This is a genomic window from Vibrio sp. Y51_MX_L26 (assembly GCF_024181935.1).
GTDB lineage: Bacteria > Pseudomonadota > Gammaproteobacteria > Enterobacterales > Vibrionaceae > Vibrio > Vibrio diabolicus.
The window spans coordinates 19,739-39,037 of record NZ_JAMZAS010000018.1 but is presented as its reverse complement, the minus strand read 5'-3'; the positions used below and the strand labels follow the sequence as shown (position 1 = coordinate 39,037).

General features: G+C 47.1%; 21 protein-coding genes and 1 riboswitch. Of the genes, 14 read left to right on the top strand and 7 right to left on the bottom strand.

Annotation, left to right across the window (positions count from 1 at the left end; translation table 11 throughout):
* Nucleotides 1-403 precede the first annotated feature (403 nt).
* Nucleotides 404-928 carry a DUF3087 domain-containing protein gene (locus NL645_RS22250; protein ID WP_170893875.1) on the bottom strand — a complete coding sequence of 175 codons (525 nt, stop codon included), beginning with the start codon at nucleotides 926-928 and terminating at the stop codon, nucleotides 404-406.
* Nucleotides 929-1,086: 158 nt separating this feature from the next.
* Between NL645_RS22250 and trmY the strand changes: the two genes are divergently transcribed.
* Nucleotides 1,087-1,686 (top strand): tRNA (pseudouridine(54)-N(1))-methyltransferase TrmY, encoded by a 600-nt coding sequence (gene trmY, locus NL645_RS22245; RefSeq protein ID WP_253652430.1) that lies wholly within the window; start codon nucleotides 1,087-1,089, stop codon nucleotides 1,684-1,686.
* A gap of 80 nt (nucleotides 1,687-1,766) precedes the next feature.
* On the opposite strand, the gene NL645_RS22240 is transcribed toward trmY, so the two are convergent.
* Nucleotides 1,767-3,110: a TldD/PmbA family protein gene (locus NL645_RS22240; protein ID WP_253652429.1), complete on the bottom strand. Its 1,344-nt coding sequence runs from the start codon at nucleotides 3,108-3,110 to the stop codon at nucleotides 1,767-1,769.
* Nucleotides 3,110-4,495 (bottom strand): TldD/PmbA family protein, encoded by a 1,386-nt coding sequence (locus NL645_RS22235; protein WP_253652428.1) that lies wholly within the window; start codon nucleotides 4,493-4,495, stop codon nucleotides 3,110-3,112. Before NL645_RS22235 ends, NL645_RS22240 begins: the two co-directional genes overlap by 1 nt.
* A gap of 312 nt (nucleotides 4,496-4,807) precedes the next feature.
* Nucleotides 4,808-4,915: riboswitch (TPP riboswitch) on the top strand.
* Between the two features lie 96 nt (nucleotides 4,916-5,011).
* Between NL645_RS22235 and thiD the strand changes: the two genes are divergently transcribed.
* From thiD to NL645_RS22195, 8 genes are all read left to right on the top strand, one after another.
* Nucleotides 5,012-5,872, top strand: coding sequence for a bifunctional hydroxymethylpyrimidine kinase/phosphomethylpyrimidine kinase (thiD, locus tag NL645_RS22230; RefSeq protein ID WP_253652427.1), 861 nt, complete (start codon nucleotides 5,012-5,014; stop codon nucleotides 5,870-5,872).
* Nucleotides 5,862-6,620, top strand: a complete 759-nt coding sequence (locus NL645_RS22225; protein ID WP_253652426.1) for an ABC transporter ATP-binding protein — start codon at nucleotides 5,862-5,864, stop codon at nucleotides 6,618-6,620. The genes thiD and NL645_RS22225 overlap by 11 nt, the downstream gene beginning before the upstream one ends.
* Nucleotides 6,613-7,413: an ABC transporter permease gene (locus NL645_RS22220; protein WP_253652425.1), complete on the top strand. Its 801-nt coding sequence runs from the start codon at nucleotides 6,613-6,615 to the stop codon at nucleotides 7,411-7,413. Before NL645_RS22225 ends, NL645_RS22220 begins: the two co-directional genes overlap by 8 nt.
* A gap of 22 nt (nucleotides 7,414-7,435) precedes the next feature.
* Nucleotides 7,436-8,386 carry an ABC transporter substrate-binding protein gene (locus NL645_RS22215; RefSeq protein ID WP_253652424.1) on the top strand — a complete coding sequence of 317 codons (951 nt, stop codon included), beginning with the start codon at nucleotides 7,436-7,438 and terminating at the stop codon, nucleotides 8,384-8,386.
* Between the two features lie 54 nt (nucleotides 8,387-8,440).
* The gene (gene tenA, locus NL645_RS22210; protein ID WP_253652423.1) at nucleotides 8,441-9,103 is read left to right on the top strand and encodes a thiaminase II; all 663 of its coding nucleotides are present in this window, start codon (nucleotides 8,441-8,443) and stop codon (nucleotides 9,101-9,103) included.
* An 18-nt stretch (nucleotides 9,104-9,121) separates the two neighbouring features.
* The gene (thiM, locus tag NL645_RS22205) at nucleotides 9,122-9,913 is read left to right on the top strand and encodes a hydroxyethylthiazole kinase (protein WP_253652422.1); all 792 of its coding nucleotides are present in this window, start codon (nucleotides 9,122-9,124) and stop codon (nucleotides 9,911-9,913) included.
* A 63-nt stretch (nucleotides 9,914-9,976) separates the two neighbouring features.
* Nucleotides 9,977-10,591, top strand: a complete 615-nt coding sequence (thiE, locus tag NL645_RS22200; protein WP_253652421.1) for a thiamine phosphate synthase — start codon at nucleotides 9,977-9,979, stop codon at nucleotides 10,589-10,591.
* A gap of 182 nt (nucleotides 10,592-10,773) precedes the next feature.
* Nucleotides 10,774-11,499: a phosphatase PAP2 family protein gene (locus NL645_RS22195; RefSeq protein WP_253652420.1), complete on the top strand. Its 726-nt coding sequence runs from the start codon at nucleotides 10,774-10,776 to the stop codon at nucleotides 11,497-11,499.
* Nucleotides 11,500-11,569: 70 nt separating this feature from the next.
* Here the strand turns inward: NL645_RS22195 and NL645_RS22190 are convergent, their stop codons facing one another.
* Both NL645_RS22190 and NL645_RS22185 read right to left on the bottom strand, forming a co-directional pair.
* Nucleotides 11,570-14,017: a trimethylamine-N-oxide reductase 2 gene (locus NL645_RS22190; protein ID WP_104972195.1), complete on the bottom strand. Its 2,448-nt coding sequence runs from the start codon at nucleotides 14,015-14,017 to the stop codon at nucleotides 11,570-11,572.
* A gap of 22 nt (nucleotides 14,018-14,039) precedes the next feature.
* Nucleotides 14,040-15,134 carry a NapC/NirT family cytochrome c gene (locus NL645_RS22185; RefSeq protein ID WP_005391870.1) on the bottom strand — a complete coding sequence of 365 codons (1,095 nt, stop codon included), beginning with the start codon at nucleotides 15,132-15,134 and terminating at the stop codon, nucleotides 14,040-14,042.
* Between the two features lie 270 nt (nucleotides 15,135-15,404).
* On the opposite strand from NL645_RS22185, the gene NL645_RS22180 reads away from it, so the two are divergent.
* From NL645_RS22180 to NL645_RS22160, 5 genes are all read left to right on the top strand, one after another.
* The gene (locus NL645_RS22180; protein ID WP_005391871.1) at nucleotides 15,405-15,920 is read left to right on the top strand and encodes a GNAT family N-acetyltransferase; all 516 of its coding nucleotides are present in this window, start codon (nucleotides 15,405-15,407) and stop codon (nucleotides 15,918-15,920) included.
* A gap of 9 nt (nucleotides 15,921-15,929) precedes the next feature.
* A complete protein-coding gene (locus tag NL645_RS22175; RefSeq protein ID WP_006740993.1) occupies nucleotides 15,930-16,661 on the top strand; it encodes a glucose 1-dehydrogenase in 732 nt (243 codons plus the stop codon).
* A 1-nt stretch (nucleotide 16,662) separates the two neighbouring features.
* The gene (locus tag NL645_RS22170) at nucleotides 16,663-17,133 is read left to right on the top strand and encodes a GNAT family N-acetyltransferase (RefSeq protein WP_253652419.1); all 471 of its coding nucleotides are present in this window, start codon (nucleotides 16,663-16,665) and stop codon (nucleotides 17,131-17,133) included.
* Nucleotides 17,134-17,251: 118 nt separating this feature from the next.
* Nucleotides 17,252-17,719, top strand: coding sequence for an HAD family hydrolase (locus NL645_RS22165; RefSeq protein ID WP_253652418.1), 468 nt, complete (start codon nucleotides 17,252-17,254; stop codon nucleotides 17,717-17,719).
* Between the two features lie 33 nt (nucleotides 17,720-17,752).
* Nucleotides 17,753-18,265 carry a GNAT family N-acetyltransferase gene (locus NL645_RS22160; protein WP_253652417.1) on the top strand — a complete coding sequence of 171 codons (513 nt, stop codon included), beginning with the start codon at nucleotides 17,753-17,755 and terminating at the stop codon, nucleotides 18,263-18,265.
* On the opposite strand, the gene NL645_RS22155 is transcribed toward NL645_RS22160, so the two are convergent.
* The gene (locus tag NL645_RS22155) at nucleotides 18,249-18,776 is read right to left on the bottom strand and encodes a hypothetical protein (RefSeq protein ID WP_054866721.1); all 528 of its coding nucleotides are present in this window, start codon (nucleotides 18,774-18,776) and stop codon (nucleotides 18,249-18,251) included. The genes NL645_RS22160 and NL645_RS22155 overlap by 17 nt on opposite strands.
* Before the next feature lie 217 nt (nucleotides 18,777-18,993).
* The gene (locus NL645_RS22150; RefSeq protein WP_253652431.1) at nucleotides 18,994-19,299 is read right to left on the bottom strand and encodes a hypothetical protein; all 306 of its coding nucleotides are present in this window, start codon (nucleotides 19,297-19,299) and stop codon (nucleotides 18,994-18,996) included.

The following is a 19,299-nucleotide window of genomic DNA, read 5'->3' as shown; positions in this document are numbered from 1 at the left end:
AATCCGAAGATTCAATGGTCACTTCGTTTCATTGAAACCTAATTTGAAACCGAAGTTTCTAATTGGATTATCATCAACGAGTGCCCACACAGATTGATAGGTCTATATTGTTAAAGAGCTTGCTTCGTAAGCTTTGCTATCGAAGCGGAGGAGTATTCTAAGGAATTAATTCTTAGTGTCAAACACTTTTTAAAATTAATTTTTAGAAGCTTTCTTTCGCCTTGTTGCCAATTGCTTTTGCGTTTCCGCTTTGCCCTGACAACGGAGGCGCATTATAGGGAGATGATTTTTCTTGGCAACCCCTTTTTAGAAAAAAACTAAAAAAAAAGCGTCGAATGATTAAATCTCACTCAAACGCTTATTTTTAGCACTCAGTTGTTAACTTCAAGTAGCAAATAGGCAATCAATATGTGTCTATCCAAGACTCTTCAAAGCCTGTGATATCGAGACTCAGTGATTGCGCCGCTTCGATTTGCTCGATAGCCTCTAGTTCTTTATTTACACTGCTCATCGTTAATGTGTTGTTGTCTAGCTCAAACACTTGGCGTTGCGTGGTGTAATAGAACTTAAGCGTAGTGAGCGCTTTTACATCGTCATTGCTCGCGGCTGCTTTAATGCTTTTTAGTTTACGAAAGATTTTGTTGTGCAGTTGCTTGAGTTTCCAAACGTACAGCACTTCTTCCATGTATGGTCGAGTTTTAATGTGATTCAATAAAGAGAGGGAAGTTGCAACTGCGAGAACGACACCAATCAAATTCCAATGGAAATTGCCCGTTGATTGTTCTGGTACGACTTCAGTGTTGCCAAACAAAACAATCAACAAGGTACTAAAGGCAAGAGAGGAGATGGCGAGCAACGCAACAAAACCGCCAATCACAAGGTTTACTTTCTTTTTATAAATGTCTTTATTTATCTGTTTGATTTCCATATACCGCTCCTAACAGGTTACCTCTATTTTAACCAGCGCACTCCGCACGACAATCGAAGCTTTGTAAGTAAGTTCACATTTGCTATTAAACTCGCATCCCTTCCCTGCTTGGGTATATACTTCCGCGCATTCACTCTTCCTATATAGAGGCTAAATTCATGCGCTCTTTTGTTTTACGAGCTCGCGCGGCGCCAACCACCAGCAAAGCACTGTTAGAAGGTGTTGGTAATGAAGCGCATACAGAGATTCTTGCTCATACCATGATGAACACTATGTTCGTTGCTCAATCACACCGTGAAGATGTGATTGTTCACTTGGTTTTAGAAAGCACAAAAGATTTCTCACGCACCATTACTATTCGCTCCAACGACATCACCAACATTGGCGGCTTCCATGAGTCAACTTTGATTGCAGCAGTGGCTCGCGCTTTGGATGCTTCGGTTGGTATGGGTAAAGAGCAGCTTCGTGAAGTCGAACCTGGTATTACCGTTCGTACAGTGAGCTTTGAACGCCTAGTACAAGAGCTGGCAGAAGATCACCAACTATATATGCTGGATAAGAAAGGCGAATTTGTTCGTGATGCAGAAATTGGTGAAAATCCATGTTTCTTGCTAACTGACCATATACCGATGCCGAAGAAGTCGTTCAACAGCTTGAAGCGCCTAGGTACTGAGAAGATCAGCTTAGGTCCTAAGATGCTTTTCGCTTCTCAGTGTGTGGTATTGATCCACAACGAACTGGATATCCGCGAATTATAGTTATTCGCGTACACGTTGCTAGATGATGAAAGAGGACTCGATCGAGTCCTCTTTTTTGTTTCTGACTTTCTATGCCGCGCTTACTTACCGCCAATGCTCAATCGAGCAAAACGCACATCTGGCGCGAAGAAAGTGCGGCTATCATTAATAAGCTGCGTATCACCCACAGCTTCTACTTCTTGCAGCATCTTATAGAAGTTACCGGCTACCGTGATCCCACGAACTGGTTGAACGCGCTCTCCATCACGGCACAAGAAGCCACTCGCACCAAATGAGAAATCACCACTGACAGCATCTGCACCAGAGTGAACCCCTTGCAGTTCGACTAATTCTAGGTATTCACCTGCTTTGACTTCTGGCGCACTGCTGTTGCCTGTCGCAATCACTTTATGATTTGCCGATACGTCTAGGCTCGATTTTGCACTGCGAGATGCACTTGCCGTCGACACTGCACCCAAATAACTCGCTGTTTGGCTATTGTGCAATAGCGTATTCAGTTGGCCATTGGCGATCAACACATTGTCTTGAGTAGCAAAGCCTTCACTATCAAAACTTGCTATTGCCATACCATTTGGCATGTAAGCCGCATCGGTAAAGGTGATCAGTTCACTTGCAACGCTTTGACCAAGCTTGTCACCCAGTGGCGAGATGCCTTTCATCGCACTCACACCAGAAAACGCACTGCCGAATGCACCAAACAGGCTGCTTAAAGCATTGATGTGGAAAATGGCCGGATAGTTACCTGTCGCAACCGGAGCGCCTTCAAGAAGATCGCGAGCAAGGTTGTAACCGCTTTCTATACAATAAGCTGGATCCAACTCATCAAAACGGCGACCTAGCGACATTCTTCCCGCCATCGACTGTTTGCCGTCTTTTTCAAACAAGGTATACGCGTAACAAGTGAACGATCGCTCGAAATGTTGACATAACGTACCTTGAGTATTCGCGATGATGAGCTGAGTTTCACCGTCACTGTAACCATTGTATGGTGAGCTTGAAGCGTGAGGCAGAGCCACAACACCTTGCTCAAGCGCAAGGGACAGTTCAATTTTCTCATCGACCGATGTGGTATCGTCTTGCGCAATTTCTGCAATATCAGTGGTGATTTTACTGTTTACGCAGCTGATGGTTTGATGTTCATCTTGCTTGGAAAAGCGAGCACTTTGCAGCGCGTTTGTGAGCATCAAATCTAAACTTGGTTGCTCTAGTGATTCAGAATAACTTGTCGCGACACGAGCATCTTTCACAACACGAACACCCAGAACTTGGCTTGAGCTTACTTTGTACTCATCCAGCTTTCCTTGGTTCGCTTTCAGAGAAAAGCTGCTGTTGCGGTTTACAATGACGTCCGCTTCTGCGCCTTGACGCTTTGCTTCTGATAGGACGTAATCAACCGCATTAAGAAGTTGTTGTTCTTGGCTCATTAGTTACCGCCTCCTACCAGAATATTATCTACTTTCAGTGTTGGCTGACCGACTGTTGTTGGTACTGAACCACTTACTGAACCACACATGCCCGGCGCAAGCGCCATGTCTTTACCGACCATGCTGATTTCTTTCAACACTTTAGGGCCCGTGCTGATCAGCGTTGCTGTTTTCAGAGGTTTGGTAATTTTGCCATTTTCAATGAGATAAGCTTCACGAACAGCAAAGTTAAACTCACCTGTTCCCGGTTGAACCGAGCCACCACCCATCTTCTTCGCATAGATACCACGTTCGATACCTGCCAGCATGTCATCAAATGAATGCTCGCCTTCTTCAATAAAGGTGTTACGCATTCGCGAGGTTGGTGCGAACTTGTAGTTCTGACGACGACCAGAACCCGTAGGCTCATAACCTGTCTTCATACCACCCATTTTATCGACCATAAAGCTGGTTAGCTTACCGTCTTTGATCAATTGAGTGCGCTGAGTCTTCATGCCTTCGTCATCAACATGAATCGAGCCCCATTCGTTGGTCATGGTGCCATCATCAACTGCATTCACTGCGGTGTGAGCAACCATTTCGCCCATCTTGTCGTGGAATACGGACGCTTTCTTCGCAACCGAAGTGGTTTCGAGTAAGTGGCCACACGCTTCATGGAAGATAACGCCGCCAAAGCCGTTACCAATCACCACTGGCATTTCACCTGATGGACAAGCATCAGCGCCAAGTTTCACTAACGCTTGCTGCGCGATAGTTTGACCCAGCTCTTTCGCATCAAGCTGTTCGCTGAACTCCCAACCAGCAAGAGCGCCAGGACCTTCCATACCAGAAGACTGCTCATTACCTTTTTGAGCAACGGTATTACCAGCAACTCGGATGTAGTGACGAGTATCGTCAACGTGTAGACCTTCTGAGTTGAAGATAGACACTTGCTGCTCGCGCTGAAGCACACTACCAATGAACTGGCTGATGTACTCACTTTCTGCACGCGCAGCTTGGTCAACTTTCAATAGAAACGCGATTTTTGAATCTAAGTTGGCATCCTGACTTAACGGCATGCGGCAACCGTGTTGGATTGGGTAGCGGTTCAAATTCAAAGAACCTGCTGACGCGATTTGTTCACGCTTGTCTTTTGCCGCAAGCAATGACGTTACGCGTTTTAGCTCGGCTTCGTCCGTGCTATTGGTGTATCCATAAAGCACTTTGTGACCGAAGAAGAGGCGAATGCCGATACCAAAATCAATCCCCGAATTGATCTTGTCCACCTCACCAGATGCGATCTGGACGGTGTTAGTTTGATGATGTTCAACGAATAGTTCAGCGAAATCAGCCCCCAAAAAGAGTGCATGATCGATCACTGACTTCGCTGTTGCAGAATTAAGCATGAAGTCTCCTTGCTCGATGATCGTCTTAGCCTTCCTAATTAACTGTCGAAAAGTTCAACAAAGTTAAATTGGCAACGCGTTAAATTTTAACAGTTTTTTAACCTTGTTTTGTGCTAATCCTTGCTTAACGAGACCACGATTATTTATTAAATATTCCAGGTTCAGCTCTTTCACCAGAGCGTTGCACTAGTAAATTCCACACGACGAACCATTTAGATGCTTACTCTATCACTCACCTCGCATAATTGAATACTCAATAATAATTACTCTCAAAAAACGTATCCCTTCTACAAGGGTCCTGCTATCATCCGAGCGAAATAGTCGGGGGGCCACGCGATAAGCGTTGGCTGAGATCGAGATTCGAGACCCGTTGAACCTGATTCAGTTAGCACTGACGTAGGGAACTATGCGCACTTTGCCTTTCGCCGCTCCTCTTTGGCGAGCGAAACGATCGAACAATCGATCTATCCACAACGGTCAAAGTCAGTTCCTATACGTCTTGTAGTAGGAGCGACCATGACGCAGCAATCACAGCCATCGTTACACCAGGCACAATCACCTATAACAACCCCTGTTGTCTTAACCATCGCAGGCTCCGACAGCGGCGGCGGCGCAGGCATCCAAGCCGATATCAAAGCGATGTCCGCAACTGGCAGCTTTGCCTGCTCAGTGATTACCGCCATCACCTCACAAAACACGCAAGGCGTTTCTGCGATTTTCCCGATCCCACTTGATCACGTTGAAAGCCAACTCGATGCGGTGTTTACCGATCTCAATATTGTGGCGGTAAAAGTCGGCATGCTGGCGGATTCGAACATCATCAAAGTAGTGGCAAGCAAAATAAGACAGTACCAACCCAAGCATCTTGTGATTGATCCCGTCATGGTCGCCACCAGCGGTGATTTGCTACTTGAGCAATCAGCAATCAGCACATTAAGAGAAGAGCTAATTCCACTGGCAGACATCATCACCCCTAACCTGCCAGAGGGTGCAGCACTGACGGGTAAGCCAGTGCCTCAATCAGAATCTGAAATGAACGATATGATTACCGACCTTCGTGCACTTGGTGCCAAAGCTATTCTGCTCAAAGGTGGTCACCTTGAAGAAGATGAAAACAGCAACGATCTGCTGATCATGCAAAACAGTGCGGAGTTAATCAGCGCCAAGCGATTTCCGACCAAAAACACCCATGGTACGGGCTGTACACTTTCTTCCGCTATTGCGTCTTACCTTAGCCAAGGCAACAACCTGCACAAAGCCGTGCATTTAGGAAAACAGTACATCAGCCAAGCCATCGCTCATGCGGATGAATTGGAAGTGGGGAAAGGTCACGGACCAGTGAACCACTTTTTTGCGGGTCATACTTATGTTCGCTAACGCGATTGGCATTCAGCTTTCCGATGCTAGCCTGCGATACAAAGATAGCCAAACACCGACTTTAGCGGGAGTGAACATGACCATTCCCGTCGGTCAATGGACGGTATTACTCGGGCGAAGTGGCTGCGGAAAAACCACGATATTGCGTTACTTAGCTGGCCTACTGGATGACCAAGTTGACTGGCATGGCGAACTCATCACAACCGATGGCGCTGCACTGCATGACCGTATCGCTTATATGGCCCAGCAAGATTTGTTGCTGCCTTGGCTTAACGTGCTGGATAACGTCTGCCTCAGCTCGCGCTTTTCTCACACCAACTCAAATCCAGCGAATGAGAAACAACGTGCTCTCAACCTGTTAGAGCACGTTGGGTTGGCAGATTACGCTTACGCCAAACCCGCTCAACTCTCTGGAGGTATGCGCCAGCGCGTAGCCCTTGCTCGCACTCTGATGCAAGACAAACCTTTGGTTTTGATGGATGAACCTTTCTCGGCATTAGACGCCGTGACTCGCCACAAATTGCAAACTCTCTCTGCCGAGCTACTAAAGGACAAAACCGTTGTCTTGATTACGCACGATCCGCAAGAAGCGGTGCGATTGGCACACCAACTCTATGTGTTACAAGGCACGCCAGCTCAAACACAGCACTTGGTTGTTCCGGACGCCAAGCCACCAAGATCTCTCGATGGAGAATGCGCAGCGCTACAGCAGGCGATTTTGGATCAGTTGGAGAAAGACTATGAGTGATATGACTCAGTACAACTCCGTTTCGGCGCGTATTAGTAAAAAGGAACGCGTAACTCATCCGGCATTGCGTCTGCTGATCAGCGCAGCCGTGATCTTAGGTTTGTGGCAACTCATTGTAGTGGTGTTTGACATGCCAAGCTTCATCTTGCCTTCGCCGATTGAAGTATTGGATAGATTAGTCACTCGATACGACGTGCTACTCAAACACACTTGGGTTACCGCGCAAGAGATCCTACTTGGCCTCGCACTCGGCTTATCAATGGGTTTGCTGTTCGCATTACAAATGCTGATGTTCGAGCCGCTCAAACGCTGGCTATTGCCGATTCTTATCGCTAGCCAAGCAATTCCAGTATTTGCTATCGCGCCCGTGTTGATGCTTTGGCTGGGTTACGGCATTGCATCGAAAGTAGTTATGGCGGCCATCATCATCTTTTTCCCTGTAACAACTTGTTGTTACGACGGACTGCGCAACACCCCCACCGGCTATCTCGATCTTGCCAAAACCATGGGCGCATCGAAATGGCAATTACTGCGCCATATTCAACTCCCTGCCGCCCTACCAACGTTAGCGTCTGGTATTCGTGTTGCCGTGGTTATTGCGCCGATTGGTGCCGTGGTAGGTGAATGGGTCGGCTCAAGTGAGGGCTTGGGCTATCTGATGCTGCAAGCCAACGCTCGCATGATCATCGATGAGATGTTCGCGGCACTGTTTATTCTCGCCGCGCTGTCTATCGCACTCTATTTCATCACTGACAAATTACTGAAAAAAGCCATTCCCTGGGAAAACAAATAGGGAAAGAAAAAGGAAGAACCCCGTGAATAAAAACAAACTTATGAGCGCTGCTGCTCTGCTCGCTTCAATGGTTTCAACTAACGTACTTGCTGCCGAAAAAGAGCTTACTTTAATGCTGGATTGGTTCGTTAATCCGAACCATGGCCCTATCGTGATCGCACAAGAGCGCGGCTACTTTAAACAGCAAGGTTTGAAGGTAGATATCCAAGAACCCGCCGACCCAAGCACACCACCCAAACTAGTTGCGGCTGGCAAAGTCGATATGGCGATTTCATACCAGCCGAGCTTAACCATCGACGTAGCGGCTGGCTTGCCATTAATTCGCTCTGCGACCTTGATTGCTACTCCCCTCAACACATTGATGGTGTTGGATAACGGCAAGAACGATAACCTTGGCGACCTCAAAGGCAAGAAAATCGGTATTGCTATCGCAGGTAACGAAGAGGCGACAATCGGCACCATGCTTGCACAGGAGAACGTGAAGTTTTCTGACGTGCAAATCATCAACGTCGGTTGGACACTCTCTTCCTCTCTCGCATCCGGTAAAGTAGACGCTATTTGGGGCGGCTTGCGTAACTTCGAAACCAACCAACTTGCGCTAGAAGGCTACAAAGCCAAAGCCTTCTTCCCAGAAGAACACGGCGTGCCAGCGTATGACGAGTTAGTCTTCGTAGCCAATGCGAAAACCTACGACAAAGAAGCCATCAAGGCATTCAACAAAGCACTAGAACAAGCAACCACTTACATCGTTAACCATCCAAAAGAGTCGTGGAAAGAGTTTGTGGCTTATTCACCAGACACGCTCAACAACGAGCTTAACCAACGCGCTTGGAACGACACGCTAACTCGTTTCGCTCTTCGTCCATCTGCAGTAGATCTGAAACGCTACGATGATTATGCCGAATTCATGTATTCACAAAACATCATCGAAACACTGCCAAAAGCGAAAGATTACGTACCGAACTTTGACTAATTCTACTGACCTTAGGATCTAAGCCTAGGGTCTTTTGATAACGAGATACCCATAATGAAATACCAAGATTTGATCGACGCTTGCCGCCAAGATTGGCAAGAATACACAGAACATGCCTTCGTGCAGCAATTGGCCAAAGGCACACTGTCTCAACCTTGTTTTCTACATTACTTGAAGCAAGATTTCTTATTCCTAAAACAGTACGCGCGAGCTTATGCGCTGGCAATCTACAAAGCGCGTACGTTAGACGACATGCGCCGCGCACTACCAAGCGTACATGCGCTTTTAGATTCAGAGATTGCCCACCATGTGACCTACTGCGTTCAATGGGGATTAACGGAATCTGATCTCGAAAACGAGCCGGAAGATTTTGGCACGGTGGCTTACACGCGCTACGTATTGGATGCGGGCATGACGGGCGACTTAGTTGACTTGTATGCCGCGCTCGCCCCTTGCTCCATCGGCTACGCCGTCATTGGTAAAATGCTGATTGAAGATGAAAACACGGTATTCGAAGGCAATCCTTACGCAAGTTGGATTAACTTGTACGGCGGTGAAGAGTTCCAATCAGGCGTGGCAAGTGGGGCCGAACACTTTAACCAGCTGCTGGCTGAAATCGACATCCACAGCCAGCGCGGTCAAAACCTAATTCAGGTCTTCAAAACCGCAACGCGTATGGAAGTGGCGTTTTGGCAACAAGGTCTAAACGCGCAATAAGGTTAATTGGAGAATCTCATGTTAATAGAACAAATCACTCAAGCATTAACCGCAGTGCGTCAGCAAAAGCCTTTAGTCGTGAACATTACCAACTACGTGGTGATGAACAACACGGCGAACGCTTTATTGGCTATCGGTGCTTCGCCTATCATGGCGCATTCAAAGCAAGAAATGGCAGAAATGATGTCGTTTGCTGGCGCTTTGGTGATCAACATCGGCACCCTAGACAGCGTTTGGACACCGCGCATGAGCTACGCCGTAGAGCAAGCCAACTCGAACGGTAAAATCGTTGTGCTCGACCCTGTCGGTTGCGGCGCAAGTTCACTGCGCACCGAAACCTCGCGCGAAATCGCCCGCCTTGCAAACAAGTTAATCATTCGTGGTAATGCTTCCGAAATCATTGCTCTCGCTGGTGAGCAAGCGCAAAGCAAAGGTGTAGATGCACTCGACAGTAGTGATGCGGCCCTTGCGGCGGCTCACTTCTTAGTTGAAGAATACGGAGCGAGCGTGGTGATCTCCGGCGAAACTGACTACATAGTGACAAAAGAGCAAACCGTCCAGCTGAATAATGGTCACGAGATGATGCCATACGTAACGGGCATGGGTTGCACACTGACGGCACTGACTGGCGCTTTCGCAGCAATCGGCGACGAAACAGGCCTTGCTGCGGCAGCGGTGCTTGGCGTTGTGGGTGAAATTGCGGCTGAGCAAGCGCGAGGGCCAGGTAGCTTGCAAATGCATCTTTTGGATGAGCTTTACCAACTGGATGAAGAAACACTGGCAACACGTCTTAAATTACAGGAGAGATAAACCTCTTCTCAATGCTTTAAACGCCTCTCACTCCTAGGTGAGTGAGAGGTAAAAGGAAACACAATGAACGCCTATCGTTTGTATTTGGTCACCGACGACCAACAAGATTTATCCACTCTCAAACACGTTGTAAGAAAGGCGGTAGAAGGTGGGGTCACCATGGTGCAGGTACGTGAAAAACATGGTGACGTTCGTGCATTTATTGAACGAGCTCAAGCCGTAAAGACGATCCTTGAAGGCACTGGAGTCCCGTTAATCATCAATGATCGTGTTGATGTTGCCCTTGCTATTGATGCTGATGGTGTCCACTTGGGGCAATCAGATATGCCCGCAACTATCGCTCGCGAGTTGATTGGACCAAACAAAATTCTCGGCTTATCGATTGAGACTGAAGAGCAGCTTGCAGAAGCGGACTCTCTTCCGATTGATTACATCGGTTTGAGCGCGATCTTCGTGACGCCAACCAAAACCAACACCAAAAAACACTGGGGTATTGAAGGTTTGAAGATGGCGCTGAACACCACGCCCTTACCAATCGTCGCGATTGGTGGCATCAACGAAACCAACATTCCTGCCCTGAGTGCGACAGGTGTGCATGGTTTGGCTTTGGTTTCTGCCATTTGTCATGCAGAAAACCCAACCAAAGCCGCAGAATACTTACTTTCTCTGATGGATTAAGACCCCAACGCTTAAGGATGAGCGCCTTTACTCTCCGGATAAATGCCATCAATTCATCACTCAACCTTCATTCTCTCGTCAAATTGACAAAGCGTTGATAAGTTTTTCACGCCAGATAACGTAAGATAAGCCCCTTATTTTCACGTGGTTGAATAACCCTCAATAAAAACAAAACGCTCTCAATGAAAACCAAAAAATATGGATTGATGATGCTCGCCTTGTTTGTTCTTGGCATCATCCCAATGTCGCTGTTTGGCTCTTATCACAATCTCACTTCACAGGTGCCTGAAAGTCTGGGTATTACTTTTACTTTGCTCACAGATTCTGCTGGCAGCAAAAGCTTTTTAATTACCTTAACGCTGCTACTGCTTTCTTTATTTCGCTTTAAACCAAGTCGCACTGAGTGGATACAAAAACTCTCAATGTTAGGGCTGTTATTTGTGATTGGCTTTGCCAGCAAAACGGGGCTAAAACTGATGATAGAAAGCCCGCGCCCGTACACGGAATTGCTCGCAGCAGAACAATTGATTGAAACACCAGAAACGTTTTATCAGTTGGAGACAAAGCAACAAGCCAACGTAATTAACCAGATTTCTGAACACGTCAGTGATTGGCGGACGCGCCATTGGCAAGGCGAGAAAGACTATTCTTTCCCGTCCGGCCATACGATTTTCGTTTCGATTTGTCTGGCTTTCTTTGGTGGGGTGTTCTTGCAGAACAAGTGCTATATCTCTGCACTGTCATTGTGGATGTGGGGAATGAGCGTCGCATATAGCCGCTTATGGCTGGGCATGCATCGCCCTGAAGATTTAATAGGTTCGGTCTTGTTTGTCGCGATTGTATTTACTTTACTCCCGACATTTCAGATTAAGAAACAGATGCCGTTTGTTTCTCTTGCTTCGCGCTAATGTGAACGATGACTAGATAAAAAAGAAGCCAGCGATTCGCTGGCTTCTTGCTTTCAAGCGCTACTTTTTTCTAGCCATTTTTTGGTGGTTCAAACGCTGTTAGTTCTAATTCTGGGCCAGTGTATTTTTCAATACGAACCAGTGCCGAGTTCGCCGCACAGCCGTTTGCAAGTCGAGAGGTCGGAATATCCAACGTTAACACGTTACAACCGCCGTTCTTACAAATGCCGGTTTTCGGATCCAAATCCGGCCAACCGCCTTCATGAATACACACTGAACCTTGCTTGATTCGGTCAGTCACTTCTGCACCAACCAATACTTGGCCACGGTTGTTAAACGCACGAACTAGATCGCCCGTTTTAATACCACGCGCTTTCGCATCTTCAGGGTGAATCCAAATAGGTTCACGGTTTGCAATTGCGTACTCTTCGCGAATCTTCGCGTAGTTAAACTGGCTGTGTAGACGATGCGCTGCGTGCGCGGTCATCAGCTGCAACTCGCCATCTTTTGCATTGCCAGTGTACTCGGTTGGTGCCATCCACGTTGGGTGTGGAGGACAATCTTCCAACTGGTAACCTTCAATCGTTTTCGAGAAGATTTCAATCTTACCACTTGGCGTACCTAGCGGGTTCATGATCGGGTCTTCACGGAAATCCGCGTAACGAACAAACTGTGCGTTCTTCTCGTTCCACTTCATCTCTATCAGTTGGTTATCTTCCCAGAACTTGCTGAAGTTCGGCATTGCTACGCGAGAGCCACGGCCACCTTGTTGCGCCACCTTGTAGAAGCCGTACAGCCATTCCATTTCAGTTTTGCCTTCGGTGTACACATCACGTCCACCCGGTGCTAGCATCTCCGCCATGTCCGCGAATACATCGAAGTCATTACGCGCTTCACCTTGTGGCTCAACCACTTGCTTCATTGGCACCAAGTGTTGGTTACTGTAGTCACCCGTCATCGTTAAGTCGTTGCGCTCGAACGATGTGGTGATTGGCAGAACGATATCCGCATGCTTCGCAGCTGCTGTCCAATAAGGTTCTGAAATCACGATCAGTTCAGGCTTTTGCCACGCTTTAATCAAGCGGTTGGTGTCTTGGTGGTGAGTAAAGTTCGCACCACCTGCCCACCAAATCATCTTGATATCTGGGAACGTCAGTTCATGACCGTTGTGATGGTAGGATTGACCTGGGTTTTCCAACGCCTCGACAATACGCGCCACAGGGAAGCTTTGCACCGCGCCAGATACCGCCCAGTCGTTCCCCGCAGAAGAGCCACCACCCAGTGATGCCGAAATCGCAGGAAGTACGCCAGCGTCACGAGCAGGGTTACCACCGTTTGAGTAGTGGTAAGAGAAACCAAAACCACCGCCCGGTAAACCGATTTGACCCAACATCGTTGCCAGTGTAACCAGCATCCAGTGACGCTGTTCACCGTATTGTTGGCGCTGCATTCCCCAACCCGCCATCAGCATGGTGCGGTTTTTACTGAAGATGTCAGCCAGTAGCTCAAGTTGCTTCGCAGGTACGCCACAGATTTGCGATGCCCACTCCGCTGATTTTTCTACGCCGTCTTCTTCGCCCATCAGGTACGCTTCAAATTTGTCGTAACCAGCGGTGTATTTATCGAGGAAGGCTTTATCGTGCTTACCTTGTTTCACCAAAGTGTGTGCGATACCCATCATCATCGCTACGTCGGTCATTGGGTGAGGAGCAATCCACTCCGCATTCTCACCAAAAAACTCAATGGTTTCAGAACGAATAGGGTCAATCGCAATAACCGTCTTGCCTGATTTTTTCAATTGATGGAAGAACTCAAGCCCCGCGCAGTCTGTTGAACTCCACGCGATTTTTAGGGTGTTGATCGGGTTTAAGCCCCAAAGCACAACCACATCACTGTGCTCTAGTACCACTGGGTACGTGGTTTGTTGCTCGTACACTTCGATAGAGCCCACAACGTGCGGCATGATGATCTGCGCAGCACCCGTTGAGTAGTCACCCAAGTGGCCTGAATAGCCGCCCGCCATGCTCATGTAACGTTGCAGCAAGGTTTGTGCTTTGTGCAGCACGCCACTTGAACGCCAGCCGTAAGAGCCAGCAAACACAGAAGCCGGGCCATATTCTTTACGAATGCGCATGTGCTGTTCGTGGATCAGCTTGTAAGCCTCATCCCAAGACACACGCACAAACTCATCACTACCGCGCACACCTTCTGGCGACGATGGGTTTGCCAAGTAGCCTTTACGTACCATTGGGTACTTCACACGCGCCTTGGTATGCACTTGGTCAGGCCCAGTAGTTTGTAGACTATTTGGTACAGTTTGTGGAAGAGCATTAGTAGTCGAAACCAACTTACCATCTTTCACTTCACATAACATTGGGCCCATGCGGCCCGCTGTCAAAATGCCCTTGCCACGCTGGTTTGAAGACGCAACAGACATAGGTGCAAAAGAAGTAAATGCCATGGCGCCAGCCGCCATACCTGTGCCTTTTAGAAATCCACGACGGGTTAAATTAGTCATAATCTTATCCTTCTATTTATCGTTAGTGACCAACCACATCTTTCGCGTGGTGCTGGAAGAACTTAGTAAGAATTTCTAGGTTTTCGGCAGTGATGTCTGTTCGATCACCCATACTCTTCGCCACTGGTCCCCATGCGTTCACTGTGAAGTGATTTGAAGGAATTTTCGCGTGACAAGTTGCACAATAAACGTTGTCTAGCTCTTCTGCGTATGACCAAACTGGGTCAAGCGTATCTACAACAGGAGAATCGATCGTGCCTGTTAGTGACACTGCACGCCATTCGTTGCCGTAAACGTCGGCCTTAAACTCACCGCCCTCAAGAGCTTGCTGACCTTGCTCGGTTAGCGTTGCTACAATGGCACGTTGACCTTCACCCATGTACAGCACTTGCTCTGCGCCTTTCATTTGGAATGCGTCCAACTTAACAGTACGCTCATCACCTTCAGAGCTGATTACTTCTAACTTCGTCGTTGGGTTAATTTTACCCATCTCACCCATTGCGATTTCAGTCACAGGGTAAACGACTTTGGCACCAGGTGATGTTTTTGTGGTGAAGCTCATCAACGTTTCAAATGCCTTGCTGTCTAGCTCAGCTTCTGGTGCAAAGTGAGCAACGCCTTTGTGACAATCGATACACGTTTGATCGTTCGCTTTTGCGTACTCGTGCATTTTCGCTGCATCGCGAGATTGCTCAAATTCTTCCATCGCGTCAAAGTCGTGGCAAGAACGGCACGTTGCAGAGTCGTTTTCACGGAACTGCTCCCACACCATCTCCGCAAGCTCTTTGCGGTGCGCTTCGTATTTTTCTGGCGTGTCGATCTTGCCAGTCACGAACTCATGGTAGATGTCTTTCGATGCACGAATCTTCGTGATCAGGTAGTCCATCGGTTCTTGTGGGATGTGGCAATCAGAACACTCGGCACGAATGCCTTTCGCATTACTGAAGTGCACTGAGCCTTGGTACTCTTTGTAAGGGATTTCCATAGAGTGGCACGAGAGACAGAACTCAGTATCAGAGGTGTAATGCATTACCGCTGCAGTACCACCTAATGTTAACCAGCCCACACCAATGCCGGCAGCAACCAGCAGTGCAACATATCGTTTTTTTATTGACATAATTAGCAACACTTCCAAATAAAATGTAATTATAGATCGCAAAATACTACTTTATGGGTAGTTCTCTCTTGATCCACATCATTTCCGTGTTGCTCTAAGTGTCTCAAGTATGAAATTTCGTTATTTTCATCCCATAAATGAATATTCAGTAAGAATTCATTACCCAACCAGGCATTCACCACACAAATCACTTTTGTAAGTGCAACCGTTTGATTAAAGAGATAAGAGGATGAGAAACTGGCTCTCTACATAAATGCTGTAAGGACACGCATGTCAGTTTATATTGAGACTCACCGAAGCCGATTAAGACCTATCGAAGCCAGCGATTGGGAACTATTTCAGCGATTACATTCCGAACCAGAGATCATTGAGCTCTGTTTTGATCGCCCGAGCGAAAAACAAATAAAAGAAAAATTTGCTTCGCGATTATTACCATGGACACCAGACAGTCCGCACTGGCTTTGCCTCGTCATACTCGATAAGCAATCTGAACAACCGATTGGCGTCACTGGCCTTGCCATTGAAGAAGGTAACGCAGAGGTGGGTTACTTACTTTTGCCTGAATTTCATGGCCGACAGTTTGGAACAGAAACCCTTCAAGCGCTTCTAAATTGGGCTAGAGCAACACATGACATCGACCGCTTTTCCGCTACGGTCACTGAAGGGAATATTGCTTCAGAGCGTGTTCTCATGAAGTGCGGATTCGAGCTATCTGAAGTCATTCCTGACGCATACCAAATTGGCGACAAGCGTTACGCCGACAAAATCTACTCGCTACAAAAATAAGGATGTATTTTGAATAAAGTAGTCATCGTTACTGGCGCAAGCCGAGGCATTGGAGCCGCAACAGCGAAAAAACTGGCCGAGCAAGGCTATGCCGTGTGTGTTAATTACCGTGCGCAAAGTGAAGCAGCTCACCAAGTGGTCAGAGACATACAAGCAAATGGCGGAAAAGCGATCGCCGTTCAAGCAGATGTATCGGACGAGCAACAAGTGCTCAATCTTTTCGATGCAACAGAAAACGCACTAGGCTCAGTCACCCATTTGGTCAACAACGTTGGCATTCTATTTACTCAGTCACCGTTGGCGGAAATCAGCTTGGAACGCTTTCAGAAAGTAATGAACACTAATGTGAATAGCTGCTTTCTTTGTTGTAGAGAAGCGGCGAAGCGGTTCAGTACTGGTGGCGCAATTGTGAATGTTTCTTCTGGGGCATCACGCTCAGGCGCGCCATTTGAATATGTCGATTACGCCACATCAAAAGGCGCAATGGATACCTTAACCAAAGGGCTATCGCTTGAATTGGCAGACCGAAATATTCGCGTCAATGGCGTTCGACCTGGTTTCATTTACACCGATATGCACGCCGATGGTGGAGAACCAAACCGAGTGGATAGGCTCAGCCCTCAAATTCCACTGAAACGGGGCGGTACGGTAGAAGAAGTGGCGAATGCGATCGCTTGGCTACTCAGTGATGAAGCTTCTTATGTTACAGGCTCTTTTATCGATCTTTCAGGCGGTAAGTAAAATGGAAGTCAACATTCGACAAGCAACTCCTGACGATTTGGATGCAATTTTTGAATTAAACCTACAAATCAACGCACTGCATTTTGCCAACGCGCCTGAAGCTTTTGTAGCACCTTCGGAAGACGACCGAGCGTTCCTCACTCAGGCTCTCGAGGATGATGAACGCTTGTTTTTAGTCGCAGAACATGAAAAGGAGGTAGTCGGCTTTTTAACCGCGATGATAACTCAGAATGAAACCGTCAGCTTTCTGATAAAAGATCCTATTTGTCGAGTAGGAACGATCGTCGTCAATGAAGAACAAAAGCAGCAGGGTATCGGTCGCCAAATGCTTGAGGCCTGTGAGCAATGGGCGCGCGATGCCAATGCTACACAAGTTCGATTAGAAGTGATGGAATTCAATCAACCAGCACAACGGTTTTACGACAAGCAAGGTTTTAAAACTAACTCACGCATTATGCTGAAACATTTGTAACGATAATGACAATTAAGCGCTTTTCACGACTAAAGCCACCTAAATCGCATTTATCGATGCAATTTATCCCCTGATTTTAGAAAAGACGATATGATGTGCGGATAAAGGAGATTCGAACATGATTTATCTTTTCGATTGGGGGAACACCTTAATGGTGGATTTCCCTCACGCACAAGGAAAAATGTGCGATTGGGAACACGTAGAAACGATTCCTCTGGCCAAAGAAACACTGGCAATACTTTCCCAAAATCATGCTATTTACATCGCGACCAGCGCGTCTGATTCCAACATGGAAGAGGTTCAGCGTGCATTCGTCCGCGTCGACTTAGACCAGTACTTAAATGGCTACTTTTGTTTTGCCAATCTCGGCATCGCTAAAAACCAATCTGAGTTTTATCTTGCTATCGCAAAACAGCTAGGGGTTAACGTGAGTGAGTTAACCATGGTTGGCGACTTGCCTCATAAAGACATTTACCCTGCAATGCAAGCTGGCGTAAATACGATTTGGTTTAATCCAACAGGAGCCAATGCGCCAGCCGATCCCATTCCGAACCAAATTCGCTGTGTATCTGAACTCGTACCTTAACCATCACTAACCTGCACTAATCAAGGAAGATGAATGCAAATCAGACCCATCCAGGTAAGCGATATCGAGCGCTTTACCGAACTGTGGAACCGAGTCTATGCCGAAGGTAAATACCTGCGCAGTCCGGCTCCAGATAAAGACACCCTGACCAATATTTTACGTCGCGTAGAACTTGAATCGATTCCTCAATTTGTTGCTTTGGACCATCACCTTCTGGTTGGTAGTGTAGAGATTTTTCCTGCCGAACTGTGCGGTTATGAAGGCGGTCAACTCACTAGCACAGGCATTTTAGGTATTCATATCGATAGAACATTCAGAGGAAAAGGGCTAGGTAAGCAGCTATTGTCTGTCGCACTTAAAAGTGCCTGGGAATATGGTTACGACACCATTGTACTTAATGTTTATAAGGACAACCTTGCCGCGATAGCGTTGTACGAACGATTTGGATTTGAGCACCATGGTGAACTAGGAGAAGTCACTCTCCCCAATGGCGAAGTGTTGATGAGTCAAAAGATGATGTTAAGCGCGCCTAACAACCCTCAGTAACGTGCCCTCGGACGATAGACTCTGTGGATGCTTGATTTACATAATAGAAATAGCATGCCTCTTCTGCCAAGGTATACCCTTGCGGCCAAATGTACACCACCCGATCAAGACCTGACTGGTCGACAAATTGATAATCGGGAATAGACACAAAGTGGGTACTGTTTGGGTGTTGCTGACCAATAATACAAAAGTCACTGCCTTTGCAGGGAACATCAATTTTGGACACGCCACTCTGCGGCAAATCGATTTCTAATAACGCGCCAATGCTATTGGCGCTCGCTTCTGGCATACCGCTTAAGGTTTTTACGTTCCTATCAATATAGTGGACTTGGTTTTGCTCGGCGGCATTGTCTATCGCCACTCGGGCGTTGAAAAATTTAAGCGCGGTACCCAATGACGAATTGGAACTGTGTAACATCGACGCATAGGCTTGGCGATGAATGTGGAGTAGTGTTGGCAACGCAGCCAAAGCGATGAAAGCCAAAGTGGCGAGCACTATGGTGATTTCCATCAGCGTAAATCCCTTTAATCTCACTTTTTTATCTCAGCAGAATGAATGGTCGTTTGCCTCACATCCATGTGAGACCTTGCCAATATATCGCTGATTTAAAAGGTTTAAAGCTCTAGTAGATGACAAACAAGAGTCATGGGCCAAAGTTGAGACCGCTCGCCAAGTTACTATGCAAACGCACACATTTATGTGTCAGTTTTAGGACTTTATTTATCAATCACTTATTTACTGAAGTAGATGACCCGAGTAGTGGAACGTTATTACGCACAAGTCCGCGACGTACGTTAGTGCACATCTTCCCGAAACGACGGATCTCATCAAACTGCGGAATCACACCCCGCTCCATTGCCGACTCCCAATAAGTAACCTCTGAATCGACCATTTCTAATAATTTCTTTGGACAACCGATGCACTGCCCTTCCGGCCCACACACAAAAGTTTCCGGTTCGTAAATCGGTAGCTCAGCTTTTACTTGCTCGATGATATTACGCATCGCGGTCATTCGATCTGGCTTTAACGTCAT

Excerpts from the sequence above, each read along its gene's own strand:
- NL645_RS22195 (WP_253652420.1), top strand. The coding sequence starts at position 10,774 with ATGAAAACCAAAAAATATGGATTGATGATGCTCGCCTTGTTTGTTCTT.
- NL645_RS22150 (WP_253652431.1), bottom strand. The coding sequence starts at position 19,299 with ATGACGTTAAAGCCAGATCGAATGACCGCGATGCGTAATATCATCGAG.
- NL645_RS22155 (WP_054866721.1), bottom strand. The coding sequence starts at position 18,776 with ATGGAAATCACCATAGTGCTCGCCACTTTGGCTTTCATCGCTTTGGCT.
- NL645_RS22170 (WP_253652419.1), top strand. The coding sequence starts at position 16,663 with ATGGAAGTCAACATTCGACAAGCAACTCCTGACGATTTGGATGCAATT.
- tenA (WP_253652423.1), top strand. The coding sequence starts at position 8,441 with ATGAAATACCAAGATTTGATCGACGCTTGCCGCCAAGATTGGCAAGAA.
- NL645_RS22250 (WP_170893875.1), bottom strand. The coding sequence starts at position 928 with ATGGAAATCAAACAGATAAATAAAGACATTTATAAAAAGAAAGTAAAC.
- thiD (WP_253652427.1), top strand. The coding sequence starts at position 5,012 with ATGACGCAGCAATCACAGCCATCGTTACACCAGGCACAATCACCTATA.
- NL645_RS22180 (WP_005391871.1), top strand. The coding sequence starts at position 15,405 with ATGTCAGTTTATATTGAGACTCACCGAAGCCGATTAAGACCTATCGAA.
- NL645_RS22185 (WP_005391870.1), bottom strand. The coding sequence starts at position 15,134 with ATGTCAATAAAAAAACGATATGTTGCACTGCTGGTTGCTGCCGGCATT.
- NL645_RS22235 (WP_253652428.1), bottom strand. The coding sequence starts at position 4,495 with ATGCTTAATTCTGCAACAGCGAAGTCAGTGATCGATCATGCACTCTTT.
- NL645_RS22160 (WP_253652417.1), top strand. The coding sequence starts at position 17,753 with ATGCAAATCAGACCCATCCAGGTAAGCGATATCGAGCGCTTTACCGAA.
- thiE (WP_253652421.1), top strand. The coding sequence starts at position 9,977 with ATGAACGCCTATCGTTTGTATTTGGTCACCGACGACCAACAAGATTTA.
- NL645_RS22240 (WP_253652429.1), bottom strand. The coding sequence starts at position 3,110 with ATGAGCCAAGAACAACAACTTCTTAATGCGGTTGATTACGTCCTATCA.
- NL645_RS22190 (WP_104972195.1), bottom strand. The coding sequence starts at position 14,017 with ATGACTAATTTAACCCGTCGTGGATTTCTAAAAGGCACAGGTATGGCG.
- thiM (WP_253652422.1), top strand. The coding sequence starts at position 9,122 with ATGTTAATAGAACAAATCACTCAAGCATTAACCGCAGTGCGTCAGCAA.
- trmY (WP_253652430.1), top strand. The coding sequence starts at position 1,087 with ATGCGCTCTTTTGTTTTACGAGCTCGCGCGGCGCCAACCACCAGCAAA.
- NL645_RS22165 (WP_253652418.1), top strand. The coding sequence starts at position 17,252 with ATGATTTATCTTTTCGATTGGGGGAACACCTTAATGGTGGATTTCCCT.
- NL645_RS22220 (WP_253652425.1), top strand. The coding sequence starts at position 6,613 with ATGAGTGATATGACTCAGTACAACTCCGTTTCGGCGCGTATTAGTAAA.
- NL645_RS22225 (WP_253652426.1), top strand. The coding sequence starts at position 5,862 with ATGTTCGCTAACGCGATTGGCATTCAGCTTTCCGATGCTAGCCTGCGA.